General features: G+C 45.6%; 11 protein-coding genes. All 11 read right to left on the minus strand.

Translation table 11 applies throughout. The annotated features are described in order from the left end of the window. Nucleotides 1-62: 62 nt before the first annotated feature. Complete coding sequence (locus ABIO93_RS32150; RefSeq protein ID WP_348074149.1) at nucleotides 63-2474, minus strand: ABC transporter permease; 2412 nt, start codon at nucleotides 2472-2474, stop codon at nucleotides 63-65. Between the two features lie 168 nt (nucleotides 2475-2642). Beyond that, on the minus strand, nucleotides 2643-3608 hold the full coding sequence (locus ABIO93_RS32155; protein ID WP_348074150.1) for an ion channel: 966 nt from the start codon (nucleotides 3606-3608) through the stop codon (nucleotides 2643-2645). 34 nt (nucleotides 3609-3642) lie between these two features. Then, a complete protein-coding gene (locus ABIO93_RS32160) occupies nucleotides 3643-4191 on the minus strand; it encodes a hypothetical protein (RefSeq protein ID WP_348074151.1) in 549 nt (182 codons plus the stop codon). Then, nucleotides 4188-4391: a hypothetical protein gene (locus ABIO93_RS32165; protein WP_348074152.1), complete on the minus strand. Its 204-nt coding sequence runs from the start codon at nucleotides 4389-4391 to the stop codon at nucleotides 4188-4190. Before ABIO93_RS32165 ends, ABIO93_RS32160 begins: the two co-directional genes overlap by 4 nt. Before the next feature lie 181 nt (nucleotides 4392-4572). Further along, nucleotides 4573-6993: an FtsX-like permease family protein gene (locus ABIO93_RS32170; RefSeq protein ID WP_348074153.1), complete on the minus strand. Its 2421-nt coding sequence runs from the start codon at nucleotides 6991-6993 to the stop codon at nucleotides 4573-4575. A gap of 27 nt (nucleotides 6994-7020) precedes the next feature. Then, the gene (locus tag ABIO93_RS32175; RefSeq protein ID WP_348074154.1) at nucleotides 7021-9477 is read right to left on the minus strand and encodes an ABC transporter permease; all 2457 of its coding nucleotides are present in this window, start codon (nucleotides 9475-9477) and stop codon (nucleotides 7021-7023) included. A gap of 176 nt (nucleotides 9478-9653) precedes the next feature. Beyond that, nucleotides 9654-10019, minus strand: coding sequence for a DUF5615 family PIN-like protein (locus ABIO93_RS32180; protein WP_348074155.1), 366 nt, complete (start codon nucleotides 10017-10019; stop codon nucleotides 9654-9656). After that, nucleotides 10016-10243 (minus strand): DUF433 domain-containing protein, encoded by a 228-nt coding sequence (locus ABIO93_RS32185; RefSeq protein ID WP_348074156.1) that lies wholly within the window; start codon nucleotides 10241-10243, stop codon nucleotides 10016-10018. The genes ABIO93_RS32180 and ABIO93_RS32185 overlap by 4 nt, the downstream gene beginning before the upstream one ends. Before the next feature lie 100 nt (nucleotides 10244-10343). Continuing rightward, complete coding sequence (locus ABIO93_RS32190) at nucleotides 10344-12725, minus strand: ABC transporter permease (RefSeq protein ID WP_348074157.1); 2382 nt, start codon at nucleotides 12723-12725, stop codon at nucleotides 10344-10346. Between the two features lie 11 nt (nucleotides 12726-12736). Beyond that, on the minus strand, nucleotides 12737-15127 hold the full coding sequence (locus ABIO93_RS32195) for an ABC transporter permease (protein WP_348074158.1): 2391 nt from the start codon (nucleotides 15125-15127) through the stop codon (nucleotides 12737-12739). A 126-nt stretch (nucleotides 15128-15253) separates the two neighbouring features. Next, nucleotides 15254-17638 (minus strand): ABC transporter permease, encoded by a 2385-nt coding sequence (locus ABIO93_RS32200; RefSeq protein ID WP_348074159.1) that lies wholly within the window; start codon nucleotides 17636-17638, stop codon nucleotides 15254-15256. Nucleotides 17639-17656 lie beyond the last annotated feature (18 nt).

Consider the following 17656-nt stretch of genomic DNA (forward strand, 5'->3'; position numbering starts at 1 on the left):
TTGAAATTACTTTTACCATGAAATCGGCTAAAAGCTAACGGCTAATAGCTTTTAGCTGGTACCTACTCACTCCTCAACGCCTTCACTGGATTCATCAATGCAGCTTTTGCGCTTTGGAAACTAACGGTAATCAATGCAATAATGACCGCTGAGATACCGGCAACCACATACAGCCACCAGCTAATCTCCACTTTATAGGTAAAATCCTGCTGCCATTCATTCATGACATACCAGGCAATGGGGGATGCAATGACCAGGGCAATTACAACCAGTTTTACAAAATCAATGGAGAACAGCCCGAAAATATTCATCGCCGATGCACCGATCGCCTTGCGGATCCCCATTTCCTTGGTCCGTGATTCGGCCATAAATGCGACTACACCGTATAGCCCCAGGCAGCCGATAAAAATGGCGATACCCGTCAGGATTCGGAACAGGGAGAACAGTTTTTCCTCTTTTTCGTAAAAGCTGCTAAGTGTTTGGTCAAAGAAAGAGTATTTAAAAAGATAATCAGGGAAAGTGGCTGACCAGGCTTTTTCAATCCGCTCGATCTGGCGGGCATCCGAATTCGCCGCCAGCTTCACACTAAGCGTTAAATAGTTGTTGCGGTCAGTTGTCAACACGCAAGGAATGATTTCACGGTGGAGGCTATATGTATTGAAGTTTTTCACCACGCCCACAATCGGCAACTTGTAATCAGAACCACCAATCGCCATCCTTTTTCCGATGATATCTTGCGGATTTTTATAACCTAGCTTTTGCACAAACGCCTCGTTGACAACATATTCTCGCATAGTATCAGCCGGCAGGTACATTCTGCCCGCAGCCATAGTGAGCCCATAAGTTTTAACATAAGAGGTATCCGCCGGGCGCATGACTATCTCAAATGGAAGCGCATCAGCGTCATTTTCGAAAACAAAGCCAGTTTGCCAATTGCTGCGTGACATCGGTGTGAACGCACTGTAACTCATTGACTTAATACCGGGTTCCGACGCCAACTTGGCATAAAATGCTTCCAGTTGCCCAGGTTGCCGGTCCGGAATGGGCATGCTGATGATCTCATCTTTGTCAAACCCCAGATCCAGCGTACGGAAATATTTCATCTGACTGTAAGCGATAAGCGTACCGATCAGCACGATCTGTGAAATCGTAAATTGAAGTACAATAAGGCCCGATCTCAGATTATTTTGACCGCTACCCGCAGTCCTCATCTTACCTTTTAGAGCCAGTATCGGTTGATAGCCCGACACCACCAATGCAGGATAAAAACCTGCCAGCAAAGTAGTTACAGCAGTCAGTACCACCAGGAACGAGATCACGGACAGATCTGTAAAGAAAATGACGCCTTCCGTCTTGATATTAAGGACATTACTCACATACGGTAGCACACTTTGCGCTACGATAAGTGCCAGTACGACGGATAAAATCGTAATCAATGCAGTTTCAGAGAAATACTGGCGCAGCAACTGTCCCCTGGTGCTGCCCAGCACTTTCCGTACACCCACTTCTCGCGCGCGGCGCAATGCCTGTGCGGTCGCGAGATTCACAAAGTTCACACAGGCGGTGATCAGGATGAAAATCCCGACCAATACCATCGACCATATCATTCCTTTGCTGATCGAGCGACCGGCATAGTTACTTGTTTTCGTATCAAAATGAATTTCCTTCAAAGGTTGCAGCACCAATTCCTCTTCGGCGGCCTGTTTTGGCTCCCAGTATTTTTTGGTAAAAGATGCCAGCTGCTGCTCCATTCGCTCTTCCGTCACTGACTCTGGCAACATCATATACATTTGCCCGCCGCCATAAGAGCTAACCCAGTCGTCCCATTGCGTGAATGCGCCATATTGTTTTAATGAAGAAAAGGACAACATGGTTGAAAATGGGAAATTGGTAGTCGCAGGAGGATCTTTCACAATTCCGGTCACAACAAAGTTCATGTTGTTGTTGACGCGTATGGTTTTACCCATCGAATTACCCTTTCCAAAATACTTTTCCGACTGGGTTTCGGTCAGGACAACCGATCCTGGGTTGGTAAGAGAAGTGGCGGGAGAGCCTTTAATCCATGTATAATCAAGCATTCGAAAATATTCCGGGCCCACAAATGATACATAATAAGAAGGCTCCGAGTGTTTTTTCTTGGCAGGCCCCTCACCGATCGTCACCAAAATTTCCCGCATGGAATAGGTACAGGTAACCTGGTTTTTCATTTCCGGATAATCGTTCCGCAGCGCTGCGAGGATCGGCAGCGGCATGCCCATGTTGTAGCCGCCACCTTCCCCTTTATTGTGTTTGAGGATACGATAAATCTTGTTACTATGCTGATGATGCGCATCAAAACTCAATTCATACCTGACCGTGAAGAAAATGAGTATGCAGCAAGCCAGGCCCAGGGTGAGCCCGGTGATATTGATAACAGTAAAATTCCAATTGCGCCTTAGATTTCTGAAAGAGGTAATAAGATAGTTTTTTATCATGGCTGGTCAAATTGGTTGTGGTATTCGAAAACCACTACTTAAAACTCATACCAACAAGACATTACATTGAATTTCAGTTATTTACAAAACTAAACACGTCATCTAATGTCCGCTTTCGGACACGTTTGTACGGCTTTGAACAGGAGGCGTCCAATAGATGTGCGAAGGTTAGGCTATCAAAGTCACCTTTTCGTATAAATTGATCTTTTCCAGCATCAGGTTTGTATAATGACCATCCTCCGAGCGGGCGTACATCGGGAGGAACTTCGCGCCGTATACCAGCTCGTCCTGCGTGTAGGACGTACGTTGCTGGACCGTATTCGAAAAATGATCATCAAATGCCTTGATCGTAATCATCATTTCGATTTTACAATCCATAAAATCCTGCTTGGTATAGTCACGGAGCGGGCTATTGTCGTCCAGCGGATGAACGATCGTCCAGCTCAGCGCCAGCGAATTGATGTGATTGATCTCCAATGGCAATGGATAAAATTTCGTCACGGTTTTTCCGTCCTCCTCCACATGTACGGCAATGGTAACCTGCGCATCCGCATCAGTGAGATGGTTATTTTTGTAAGTAGCAAGTCGGAACATCAGCGCCCTCCCTCCTTTGAACGGTGCCACTAGTAGACTGGGACTGAATCGGATGTAAGCCTTCGGCCTCGAAAAACGGGCATAAAACATACCCGTCACCAATGCGAAAGACATGATCCCAATGAATGATTCCAGCGAGGCCACCACGTTGGTCACAAAGTTTGAAGGACTGATGTGGCCATAGCCGACTGTCGTGAGTGTTTGAGAACTGAAGAAAAAAGCCTGCAAAAAATCTCCAACAAAGTTTCCTTCCGGATGGGTACCATTCAGGTGAACGATCCCGATGGAGTAATAAAGTGCTGCAAAAGACAAATTCAGGCAGGTATATACCGCGAACACGGTCAGCGTAAATGCCACAGGATTCATATTAAGCAACGAGTGATAGATGCTGATCCGCTCGTATAAAGGCACCCCACTTTTCCGCAGGTTTATCCGCCCGTCCTTATTCGTCAGCCTGCCCCCCTCCGCGCTACTATTAGGGCTGAAACCAGTATTATCGATCGCATTGCTTTGCGGTGATTTGGAGAATTGGTTGGTCATAACCGGGCAGGCCGTTATTTTTTTGGATTTCGGTCTAAGATTTAATGTATTTGCGCAGATCGGATTTTTCGACCCAAGCAGGAATGTCAGTTTCCGTAACGACTTCGATTTCCGTGCTTGTAACGCTTACAAAAGTATAAAGGGAGAATATGGAAATATTTTGTTTCAAAAGTGGAAGGGTATTTTTATACATTTCTTCAATGATCTTGGGAGATACCAAATGCCCCCCATTCTCGAACCTGGCCTTGGCTCGCAGCAAGCAAAGATTCACATTCTCTGTAAAAAATAAGATCAGATGTATCTTCACATTTTTGCTGGAAATGGCTAGCGAGCGTAAATATTCGTAGTGAGATTCATATCCCAGATTCAGTTCCAGAGCAAAGTCTGTTTGGTCTTTAATACAACTACTAATGAACTGATTGGCCTTTTGTGAAGCTAACTGAGAGTAATCTACTAAGCCTTCTTTTTTGTATTGTTGAGCAGCGAGGTCATGATCCACAATGGGGATATCTGTTGGAATCAGCTCTCTGCCGTAGGTACTTTTACCAATTCCAGGCGGCCCGGCAATTAAATGTATGATCATTGAACTGCTTCTATTCTCCCATCAGAGTACTCCGCTACCGGTGTTCCGTCTTTTCCAAAATAGACCAATGGCTGCCCTATCGAAAATAAATATTCCTTAGCTCTCTCGTATGATTTCCTTTTCCACTCTTTAAGCTCAGAAGCATTCATTTTGCCGGGACTTTTGACCATAATTCCGGTTTTACTTACGACACTATCCATATGGTTATGCAAAAAGTAGCATTTATCGAATTCCTTGACTCAACAGCCCTTTGACAAATATAATCTTGTAGACATGAAATTCCTAGATGAACGTACTTCGATCACTTTCAGTCATAAATAAAAAATGCCCGCAACCGAAATTGCAGGCATTCAAATATAATTTCAACGCGTTAACTGACCACTACTCGCTCTTTAACGACTTCACTGGATTCATCAGCGCAGCCTTGATGCTTTGGAAACTTACCGTGACTACGGCTATCACGACGGCGGCGAGACCTACGATAATAAATACCATTGGACTGATTTCGATGCGGTAGGGATAGTTATCGAGCCATTTTTGCATCGCGAACCAGGCTAGCGGCGTGGAAATGACAATTGCAATAAGCACGAGTTTGACAAAATCCCTCGATAATACATATACCAGGTTGGAAATGCTCGCGCCTAGCACTTTGCGTACGCCTATTTCCTTGGTACGCTGTTCCATCACGATCAATGCAACGGCGAACAAACCCAGACAGGATAACACAATGGCCACTCCCGAGGCAAGGCTGAAAACCTGCGACAACCGCTCCTCTTCCCGGTACCATGCATTGGTATTTTCATCTACATAGGAACCGATGAATTCAGATTCCGGCGCAATTTCTTTCCAGACACGTTTCAGCTTATCCATTGAAACGGCCAGGCTCTGTGGCGTCACCCGTACGAATATGTACGAAAGCGACTGGGAGCGGGAAAGATACATGGTGATCGGTTTCTTCCCGTTTTTAGAGGAATAGAGGTTAAAATCAGGAATCAGGCCGATGATCTGATACTTTACACCGGCAGTGTCGGTTTGGAAATATTTGCCAACGGGCTCTTTCTCGCCGATCATTTTGGCCATACTTTCTGTGATGATCACCCTGTCCAAAGTATCGCTCTGGTACGCCGGATTGAATTCACGGCCCGCTAATAATTTGATATTGAGCGTTTTTAAATAATCATAATCAATATGAAGCCAGTCGGAGGATATTTCTTTTTCTTTATAAGTAAACCCGATCACACTTCTTGACGAACTTCTGTCCAGCCCCATGCCCAGGTTTACGCCGCTGCCCGTAATACCCAGAATCTGAGGATCACCTTCCAGTTTACCGCGCAACCTTTGTAACACCTGCTGGCTATTGACCTTGCTTCCCACCGGAATACTGATCACCTGCTCTTTTTGAAAACCAAGTGGCTCTTTCCGTAAATGGTCTACCTGCTGGACAGCAATGACCGTACAGCAAATCAGCAGACTGGACAATGTAAACTGCGCAATGATGAGCGAATTACGAAGCAAGCCGGGTTTCTTCAACGATACTTTCCCTTTCAGCACTTCAACGGCATTGAACTTCGACATTTGCCAGGCCGGATAGCCGCCGGCGATCGTTGTTACCAATAAGAAAAGACCCACCAGAAGCGCCAGTTTGTCCGGTTCAAGCATGTAATCCAAACTCAATTTCCCCTGGAACGTGGCATTGAACGTCGGAAGCAGCAGGATAGCCAGTACAATTCCACTCAAAAAGCCCAGAAAACAAATGACTCCCGCCTCTCCCCAAATCTGCAAAAACAGTTGGTTTTTTAATGCGCCCAGCGATTTACGGACACCCACTTCCCGTGCACGGATGAATGATCGAGCGACATTGAGATTGATAAAATTGATACAGGCGATCAGCAATATGAAAAAACCGATACCCATTAATGCATAAACCAACGCAATGGGTGCACCGCCTCCGCCAGCGAGTGCCGTGTCAAAATGCAATTTTTCTAGATTTTGCAGTCGGATAGCGAAAATATCCCCTCGCTCGTCAGGCACTGCACCCTGCCTCTTGAGGGAGGCAATGCTTTCACTGAAATATTTTTTTGTAAATGGTTTAAGACGCTTTTCAAATGCAAGCTGGTCTGTGGACGGTTTTAATTTTACAAAAACGTTGTGTGAATGCGCATCCCACTGATCTTTCTGACTCTGATAACCTCCCGCATTCTCGCTCCTCACAACGGCATCAAATCTGAGCGATGAATTATCAGGAAAATCTGCCATTACGCCCGTCACTACATATTGCATCTTGTCAGCATCCAGCCCTATTTGCACCTGCTTCCCCATCGGATCCTCACTGCCAAAAACGGCTTTGGCCATATTTTCAGTAATGACAATACTGCTCAAATCCTGCAAGGCCGCTTCCCTGCTGCCTTTTACAAGTGGAAAAGAGAATATTTTCAAAAATCCCGGATCGGTGAACTTGATATTCTTGTCAAAATATTTGCCTTTGTATTCCAGCACATTGCTACCATTCACGACCCTGGCGATTTCTTCAATCTCCGGGAATTCGGCTTTCAGTGCGGGCGTGATCGGGAAAGGCATAGATCCTGCTTTGTTTGCTTTTTCAGGATCATTGGAAGCAAAATAAACCTGGTAAATACGCTTCTTATCTGCGTGAAAATTATCGAATGACAGCGCAAAATAGGCTGTCAGGAACAAAAAAACGCTGATACTGAATGCGACTGACAAGCCGACAATGTTAATAAGAGCGTACCCCTTGCTCTTCCAGATGTTTCGGAGCGCTATTTTAATGTAGTTTCTGAACATGGCTTCAAATTTGGTATATGGCTAATTTTATTCGCTTTTTAAAGATTTGACCGGATTGGTAATCGCTGCTTTGATTGCCTGGGAACTGACGGTAATCATGGCAATGACCACAGCCAATCCACCGGCCAGTACAAACATCCACCATTGAATGCTGATCTTATACGCAAAGTCGGCCAGCCACTTGTCCACCAGGTACCAGGTCAGCGGGGTCGCGAGCACAATGGACACGATCACCAGTTTGATAAAATCACCGGATAGCAACCTGACAATGCTGCCTACAGATGCGCCAAGAACCTTTCTTACACCAATCTCTTTAATCCGTTGTTGCGCAGCGAAGGCCGCCAGCCCAAACAAACCGAGGCAGGAAATCAGGATAGAAATCACTGTAAATGAATTGACAATGCGGGAAGTACGGGCTTCTGCCGTGTAGTTTCGTTGAAAATCCTCGTCCAGAAAGCTATACGAGAACGGTTCGTCCGGCACCATGGATTTCCATTTTTCTTCCAAAAACGGTAGGGCTTTGCTTACGTCGGAAGTATTGACGTGGGCGATGATGTAGTTGAAATCGTCTCCAAAATATGGAAAAAGTGCGTACGGCTCAATGACCTTGTGCAAGCCTTCAAAGTGAAAATCTTTTACCACACCTACGATTTCTAAACCATGTGCTTTGCCCTCTTCCCTGTTGACATTGAGTTTAGAACCGACAGCTTTGTCAAGTGGTATGCCAAATTTCCGTAACGTAGCCTCGTTAACGACCATTTTAGAATTGGTATCTCCCGGAAATTCCGCCGACAGCATTCGGCCTGCTGCCATTTCGAATCCCATCGTTTTCATAAAATCCGGTGCAACCCAGTTTGTCTTCACATTAGCCCCTTCATCCATCGTCTGATCCGGTCTGTACACCGACATGTCACTTGGATTTTTGATTCCGGGATAATAGGAAGTTCCGGAAGCGGCGGTTATCTGATTATTTTGTAAAATCTCATTTCGCAGCGAAGCATAAGATTTGCGCGCCTGATCGCTGCGCAAAGGGATTACAATCTGCTGATTCTTTGTAAAACCAAGCGGCTGATCCCGCATGAAACTGATTTGTCCCTGGATGACCATCGTTGCCACCACCAGTCCAATGGAAATCACAAACTGAAATACCACGAGCCCCCTTCTCAACGCGGTTGCTGAAACGGAATTCACAAACTTGCCTTTGATGACGTCCAGCGGGTTGAAAACCGATAAATAAAATGCAGGATAGCTACCAGAAAGCAAACCAGTTATTAATGCCAGAACAACAAAAGAGGCCACTATTTCAGGTTCGAATAAATCAGAGATTAGCAACTTTTTATCCGAAATCTGATTAAATAACGGCAGGGACACTACCACGATCACCAATGCAAAAATCAAAGCCAAAAAGGTAAGAACCATCGATTCCCCCAAAAACTGGCCTATTAACCCACCTTTTCCGGCTCCCATCACCTTCCTGATCCCGACCTCTGCCGCCCGTTTCGCGGACCTAGCTGTGGCCAGGTTCATGAAGTTGATACAAGCGATCAGCAAAGTAAACAGGGCAATGGAGGCCAACACGTACAAATAAGTGGTACTCGTGGTGGGTGTGATAATGTCCGTAATCTTGTTAAACAAGTGGATATCTTTGACAGGCAGCAACGTCATGTGTTTGGCGTAACCGGCTGCTTTTATATCTTTTCCTGCGTACTTGTCGACAAATGCAGGGAGTTTTTTATTAAACTTTTCGGGATCAGTCCCTGGCTTTACCCTGATGTAGGTGTAAAACATGTTGTTGTTCGTAAAGTCCTGATTGGGTTGGCGTAAATAATTCCCAACCCATCCCGACTTCATTGGCAGAAAGTAGCGTGCATCAAAATGTGAACGGGCACTTTCGTCGCGATAAACACCTGTCACCTTGAAATTTTCAGCATTCCCCTCAGTGCCGCCAATATTGATGACCTTATTGATGGGCGAAACATTGCCAAACAATTTGCTGGCAACATCTTCCGACAATACCACCGAATGCGGATCATCGAGGGCGGTTTTCGGGTCACCTTCCACGAAATGGTAGGAAAACATATCGAAAAACGTGGAATCGACATGACAACCCTTGGTCTCAAAAATCGACTTTACTGTCTTACCGGATTTTTCAACTTTGAGTAATGTCTTGTTTTCAAGGAAGTTAATCCATGCCCGGGTAACCTGGACCACTTCCGGGAACTCCTGTTTCAGGGCCTGAGCGTACGGCGACGGGGCCCTGGGATTGTCCATTTTCTCGCCACTGAACCGAACATTTTCACTCCTCACCAGATACAGTTCATTCACATGCTCCTGGTGTTTGTCAAACGACATTTCGCTTAAAATATAAAGCAGCAGCAGCATGCAGCAGGTCATTCCTACCGACAGTCCAAACACATTAATAGCGGAAAACAGCTTGCTTTTCAGCATATTCCGCCAGGCGATTTTTAGGTAATTTTTGATCATGGCTAACAGATTGGCAACATTCTGTGCAAAGGCTCCAAAAGGCCACAGAGGAATAATTATACCAACCCAACACAATCACTAATAACAATCTGATAATCAAGTATTTACAATCACTATACAATCAAAAAAGTGTCCGGTTTCGGACACTTTTGTTCGGTATTGGACTTGCGTTAGGATTAATGTAAAGGAAGTATTCTCACTTTTGATTTTTGATCAAATAGTGTTACAAGACTGCCCTCTTTAAGGTAGTGTTCGTACTGTTTTAAGCATTCCACAACCTTGTCGCCAATGACATCCGGTAATAGATTCTGGCCTCTAATCTGAAAAACACTGGGAGCATTGGCGTTCGTCGCAGCGAGAATTGAGCCGAAATCCAGATCATTTGTAAAAACTATATAACTATTCAGTCTGGCATATTCAAAAATTACAAAATCTTGATCGGTCGCCCGACCTACCACTGACCAATGTATGGCTTCAATATGATTTTCTTTTAAAAATACTGCCCATGTAGGTGACAGATTCATATCAATCAATATCTTCATGCGGCTTGGAACGGAACTTCAATTTCCTCCGATCGCCAGGCCGCGTAGGCCAGAGCCTGCTTTATGTCCTCTGTTTCAAGATAGGGATATACTTGTAAAATCTCATCAAAGTCTCTGCCAGATGCAACAAGACCTACAATCGTTCCCACGGTAACCCTCATCCCTCTGATACATGGCTTTCCTCCCATCACCTGCGGATCAAACGTAATACGGTCTAAATTCATAGCAAAGCATTTTTGTTCTATCCAAAATTAGCGATAATTCCAAAATCATGCTAATAAACTCATTTACAAAAAGCCGACAGCCGAAAGCCGACAGCCGCCCCTACTCATTCCTCAAACTCTTCACCGGATCCATCAGCGCAGCTTTAATGCTTTGTACGCCGACTGTCAATGCAGTGAGGATCAATCCCGAGAGACCTACGATCGCGTAGATGTACCATGATATTGCAATGTGATACTGAAAAGCGTTCAGATACTTGCTGACCAGCATGTAAGCAATGGGCGTACCGATCACAATGGAGATCAGCACGAGCACTACGAATTCTCTGGACAATAAAACCGTGATAGCATAAACGCTCGCACCCAGCACTTTGCGGATACCTACTTCTTTGGTACGTTGGTTAGCGGCCAGACTGATCAGTCCGAAAATCCCTGCAAAAGCGATGATAATGGATAGGACTGTCACAAAATCAGCCATTTTCAGAAGGCCGTCAAGGTGGTTATACTGCCGGCTCACCTCTTCCGACAAATAGAAGTAGCTGAAAGGTTTTTTAGCAGGGATCGTCTTGGTCTTCGCTTCGAGATCAGCCAGGATCACCTTTGCCTGCTCCATATCATTGAATTTAATGCTCAAATAGGAGTTCAGTGACGTTTTTCCTTCGTACCAATGCAGCAGTGGCTCTATTTTTTCCCGCATTTCCTGATAGTGAAAATCCTTCATCACGCCGATCACCGTGTACATTTCAGGATTGTTCTTCTGTCTCAATCGTTTGCCCACAGCCGATTTCCATCCCATCGCTTTCATCGCCGCCTCATTGATAATGACCGGCTTGTTTTCGCCATCCTTGTCCAGCTCGTCTGAAAAATCTCTCCCTTCCACCAATTTTATTCCAAAAGTTTCGGCGTACCTTGAACCCGCACCTACATGCCGGAACCGCACTTCCTGATCACTCTGGCCCTCGGGCTGATAGATGTTGTAATTGATCCAATACTTCGTTGGTACCACACCGGAAGTTGCCATACTTTTTACATTGGAATTTTGTTGCAGGTCATTCAATATCCCTTTGAACTGGCTCACAGCACCTTCCTCGTCCTTATATTGCAAGTCCGACTGCACGACTACCACATTCTCCTTCTCAAAACCAGGATTGGAATATCGCATGAAAGCGATCTGCTTGTGGACGCTGATCGCGCCGATCATGAGTATGAATGAAACTGCAAATTGGACAACGATCAGTCCGCTCCTGGTCCAGGTGCTGGATTTAGGTTTACTGGACAGCTTCCCATTGATCGTGTCCCGCAAATCCAGTTTGTTCAGGTACATGGCCGGGTATGTTCCAGCTATAAATGCAATCACTAAAATGATCGATAACAGCGTCAATACCGTCGGATAATCCTGCGCCCAATCGACTACCAGCTGCATTCTGCCTTTCCTGAACTCATTGAACTGCGGTACCAGGTACCATATCGCCAGCACCACCGAAAGAGCCAGCGATGCTACCAGCACAATACCCGATTCGGTCCAGAACTGGATCAGAAGCTGCCGCAGCGTAGAACCCGTCACTTTACGAACCGCCACTTCCTTGGCACGTGTGAATGATATCGCAGTGTTGAGATTGAGCAGGTTAATGCTGATAATCAATAAAATAAACACGACAATGGTCCCGGCGCCATAGATCATTCCTTTGAAACCCGGATTTTCGTAATGGATAAAATCTTTGAAAGGAATGAGATGTATTTTACGGTCTTTAACCTCCGCTGCAAAATGGGTTTTCACAAATGCCGGGAACTGCTTTTCCAGCTTTTGCATGTCCGCGCCTTTCCTTACTTTCACATAAACCGATGCAAATGTGTTGAACCAATCTGCATTCTCCATAAAACCCTTGTTCGCTTCCAGATTGGCAATGGGCATCAAAACATCAAACTGAATGGAAGAATTGGCAGGTATGGGTTCCAAAACACCTGTGACAGTCACAGCAGTGGTATCATTAATAGTGATCGTTTCGCCGACCGGATTTCTGGCACCGAAAAGTGCTTCCGAAACCTCCTGGGTGAGTACGATAGACTCTTTCCTTTTAAATGCGGTTTTCCTGTCGCCGTATTTGAGTTTGAAAGAAAAAATATCGAAAAAGCTGCTTTCGACATATTTCGTGTCCTTTTGCAGATCCTTTCCTTTGTAATTCATCCAGGCATTATTCCAGCCCTGAACGTGGGTACCGGCCTCTATTTCAGGATAAGTTTTTAAAAGCTGGTCCAGGATCGGGTAAACGGTTTTATTGTAACGCCCGTCCTTGGCTTCTGTCTGCAAGTAATAGATCTGGTCGTTGTCCTGATGAAAAGTATCAAACGTGATCCCGCGCTGAATGAACAGGATCAGCACACCAGCACTGCCCAACCCGAGCGAAAGCCCTATCACATTGATTGCCGTAAACAGGCGATTTTTCCACAAAGTACGAAACGCGATTTTGAAGTAATTTCTGAACATGATGGGATAGGTTAGTCGGTTTTCAATGAGTTGACCGGATTCGCTAATGCTGCCCTGATACTCTGATAGCTGATCGTGAAAACGGCGATAACGATGGCCACAATGCCTGCCCATGCGAAAAGGTACCAGCTCAGGTCGATCCGATATTGGAAACCTTGCAGCCATTTATCCATAAAATAATACCCAACCGGCGACGCCACAATGATCGAGATTACGACCAGGACGATAAAGTCCTTTGTCAGCAATGAAACAATGGTGGACACCGAGGCTCCCAGCACTTTGCGGATACCGATCTCTTTAATGCGTCGCTCTGCTGTGAATGTGGCCAGCCCGAACAACCCCAGGCAAGAAATCAATATCGCAACCAATGTAAATGTATTGAACAAAGAAGCCGTTCGCTCTTCGCTGCTGTAAAGCCGGTCGTAAGTTTCGTCGAGAAATTTATAATCCAGCGCGTAGTTGGGGATCATTTCATTCCAAACTTTTTCAACCGCCCTGATAGCCTGCGCCTCTTTCCCTGGTAACGTTTTTACATAAATGCCGGAACTCCATTTACTATCCGTAAACAATACGAGCGGTGCAATTTTCTCGCGAAGACTGTTGAAATGAAAGTCCTTCACAACACCAATCACCACACCTTTTTTACCCTGAAAATCAAACCGTTGCCCTAATATCGGTTTGGGCAGATTGAGCTTTTTAACAGCAGTTTCATTTAATATCACATTGCTATTGTCCGCAATGCTGTGCGACCTGAACCAATGGCCTGACGCCATTTTGAGGTCGAACATCTTTTGAAAATTGTCCTCAACCGCTATTTGTGACACAGTCGGATTGAAATCCTTTGGGCGACCATTCCAGTCATAGGAACCTGTGGTACTACTGTTGATCTGGACAATGCTCTGGCTCGCGACAGTAACATCCGCAATATTGGACTCACTTAACAGTCTTTCTTTGAAAACCGAAGCCTCGACCTTGGGTACCATACCCCACGGAAGACGGAAAGTAAATGTATGCCCCTTATCGAAACCCAGTTCTTTCTCCCGAATGAATTTCATTTGCTGAAAAACAACCAGCGTAGCTATCAGGAACACAACGGTCACAGTAAACTGCAAAACGACCAGCCCTTTCCTGAACGCTGCATTGGTAGAACCCAGCACATTATTCCCCCTCAATGCCTCAAAAGGCTTGAATGAAGACAGTAACAACGACGGGTAAACGCCCGTCAGCACGATGGCCGACGCGGTAGTACCAATCAGCACGTACCATAGCGATGCACTGGTGAGCGAAAACGTGAACATTTTGCCAGTCAGCTCATTGAATGCCGGTAACAGCAGGTAAACGAGCATCAGAGCCAATGTGAACGCGCTGAGACAGGTCATCATGGACTCAACCATAAACTGGCTGAAAAGATGCGAATGCTTAGCTCCCAAAAGCTTTTTGACGCCTACCTCTTTCAGCCGGATACTTGCCCGCGCGGTTGTGAGGTTGATATAATTAATGCAGGCCACCAACAGGATAACCAGCGCCAGTCCGAAGAAAATATAAATGGTACGTTTGTCGCCCTTATTCTGCCCGGCATTCTGGATCTCAGCATTAAAATGCATATCAGTAATCGCCTCGGCTTCCAACTTGGTATCCGTGTCGGGCTTGCCTTTTTCGTCCCTTTTGAAATTGGCAATCATCGCTGAAAGCTTTTCGGAAACCTTACGACGATCCGCGTCTTTGTTCGTTACAATGAACGTCTCATAGTTAAACTGGTTCCAGCTCTTGTCATTTTCAAGGTTCTTGGGATTGGTCCAATAGGCTGCCAGCGGCAGTATCAGGTCATCTTGGAAACTTGAATTGGCCGGATTGTTTTTGAACACTCCTGCAACTGTGTAATCCAGCGTGTCGATTTTTAAAATTTTGCCGACTGCATTTGGCGTCCCGAAAAGCTGTTCCGCCCTGCCTTCCGTCATCGCGATATTTCTTATGCCCGACGCAAATTGGGCTGCCGAACCGTCAATAAACTGATAGTCAAACACAGCAAACCAATTGGAATCAACGTAAATGGCATTGTCGCCAATGATCTTCCGGTCACCGATCCTGATGGACAAACCACCGGCATCATTTTTCCGGGTAACGGTTTCAATTTCAGGGATCGATTTAGTGTACGGTGCGAGTAGCATCGGAGTAACCGACCAATGCCAGGTTTCTTCCTTACTCACCTTCAAATGCGTCACTACCCGGCTGATCCGGTCTGTTTTCTCATGATAGGCGTCGAAGCTCAGTTCATTTTTAACCCATAATAAAATAAAAACTGCCGTAACCATTCCTCCGGTCAATCCGATCACATTGATCGTTGTAAAAAGCCGGGAAGACAAAAGGTTTCGGAATGCGATCTTAATGTGGTTTTTGAGCATAGTTTTGGAGACTTCGGCTTTCGGCGATTGGCTTTTAGCAGTTAGCTTTTGGCCTTTTTTAATAATTTATACAAATACCCAAATAACAAAAGCCGACAGCCGAAGTCTGACAGCCGACGGCCTATACTAGTCCGTTTTTAGCGACCGAACCGGATTCAGCATTGCAGTTTTGATGCTCTGATAACCGACCGTCAGCATGGCAACGCAAATGGCTAAGAATCCGGCGAATGCAAAGTACCACCACGAAATTTCGATCCGGTAAGGGAAGTTTTCCAGCCAGATGTGAACGGCATAATAAGCCAGCGGCATCGCTATGACGATGGCTATCAAAACCAGTTTGATAAAATCTGTGGATAGTAGCGCGGTAATGCTGGCTACCGACGCACCGAGTACCTTCCGTATGCCGATTTCCTTCACCCGCGTTTCCGCATTGAAAGTGGCCAATCCGAACAAGCCGATACAGGAAACAAAAATGGAAAGAATGGCGGCTAATGTGATCATTTCCTTCCACTTAGCTTCCCTTTCATATCTTTTCAGGTTGGTAGCCTCTTCAAATTTGTATTCAAAAGGAAGGAATTTAATGTGTCTCCTAAAAATCGTTTCTATCGCTTTGATCGTCGCAGGAATGTCCTTCGTATCCAGCTTGGCATAAATTGTCCCCCGGCTGTAATTCGGGTCCTGCGTCATGATCAATGGCTTGATGGTATCCTTCAGAGAGGCGTAATGATAGTCTTTGATGACGCCTACCACATTCATTTTCGTCTTTTTCCATTCAAAATCAATGACTTTTCCAACCGGATCTTTCCAGCCTGCTTCCCTGACAAATGCTTCATTCACGACCACGGACTGCGTAGGATCGGAAGGAAAGTCCTTCGAGAAATTGCGCCCTTTCGCGATCGGAATTTGAAGTGTTGAAAGAAAATTATCGTCCACGCCGATGTATCCGAAACCGATCTCGTTACCATCCACTTTGGCAACCGTGCCATTGTAGTTACCATTCCAGGCAGCCACGGAAGCAATTCCAGGCACAGTACTCAATTCATTTTTAATCACGTCAAGCTTTTGTTCACCCGCCCGGCCGCGACCCAGGCCGAAACTGAACAGGTTTTTGTCATTGTACCCTAAATCCTTATCAGTCAGATACTTGAACTGCGAGTAGATCACAATGGTACCGATCACAAGGCAAACGGACAATGCAAACTGAAACACCACCAGACCTTTGGTCAGATAGTTTTTGCCCGCAAGGCGCGTGCGATTATATAAAGTTTCTACCGGACTGAAACCCGACAATACCAATGCAGGATAAAAACCAGCCACGAAACCCGTCACAAAAAACAAGGCAATGTATCCCGAAATGAGCCCGCTATCGAGTAAGTACGGAAGTGCCAGCTGCTTATTGGCCAGCTCATTGAATGTCGGCAACACCAGCTGAGTGAGTAAAACAGCCAGCGAAAACGCAATAAAAGATAGCAAGAAAGACTCTCCCAAAAACTGGGCTACCAGCTGTTTCCGCTGGCTGCCGATCACCTTCCGCACACCGATTTCTTTCGCCCTTTTCAGCGACCTCGCTACTGTCAGGTTTACAAAATTAATGCAGGCGATGAGCAGTATAAAAATGGCGATACCTGAGAGAATATAGGAATAAATGGGGCTGCTGCCTTTGCCGAGGCCATTGCGCATGTCATTCAGCTCACTGTCGAGGTGTACATTCAGGAATGGTTGAAGATCAAACTTGATTTTTTGGTTAAAGTCCTTGATCCGCCCGATTTCATCCGCCGATTTGTTGGCAAAAACCGCATTGATCTTGGGGACAACGGCACGGTAATCCGCCTTATCATTCAACAGAACAAATGTGTTCATATAAAATCCCAACCATTCCTTATCCGTCCAGCCCCGTGCTTCCTGAAATTTAAATGGCAGCACAGCGTCAAACTGAACCGACGAATTTTCGGGACATTGCTTGGCCACGCCCGAAACAATGAACGACTCGAAAGTAGTATCGATTTTCAACTCAATGCTCCTGCCGACGGCATTGGTCGTATTAAAATACTTTTGAGCCAGTTTTTCTGACAAAACAATGGAGCGAAGATCCGACAGAACCGTTTTTGGGTCACCCGAAAGCAGGGGCATGGAGAAAACGGTGAAGAAATTATCATCCGCAAAAAGAACATCTTCGTACAAAAGCTCATTGCCTTTTTTGGTCACAAATGCATTGGTCTGCGCCCTGACAATTTCCTTGATCTCCGGTATTTCTTCTTTGAATGTCGGCCCGTGAATTGCATTGGTACTGCCGATGGTACGCGTTTCCCGTGGATCGGACATGGTTACTTTCATCCTGTACAACTGATCCTTATTTTCCTGAAAACGGTCAAAACTGGCCTCATCCTTGGTATAAAGCACGATAAGCATGCAGCAAGTGAGGCCCAGCGACAGGCCTGCAATGTTGATCAGCGAGAAAACCTTGTTTCTCGTCAGATTACGAACAGCGATTTTGAGATAGTTTTTGAACATGGATTTTCTGGCTATTAG

It is taken from the genome of Dyadobacter sp., from assembly GCF_039919315.1.
Classification (GTDB): domain Bacteria; phylum Bacteroidota; class Bacteroidia; order Cytophagales; family Spirosomataceae; genus Dyadobacter.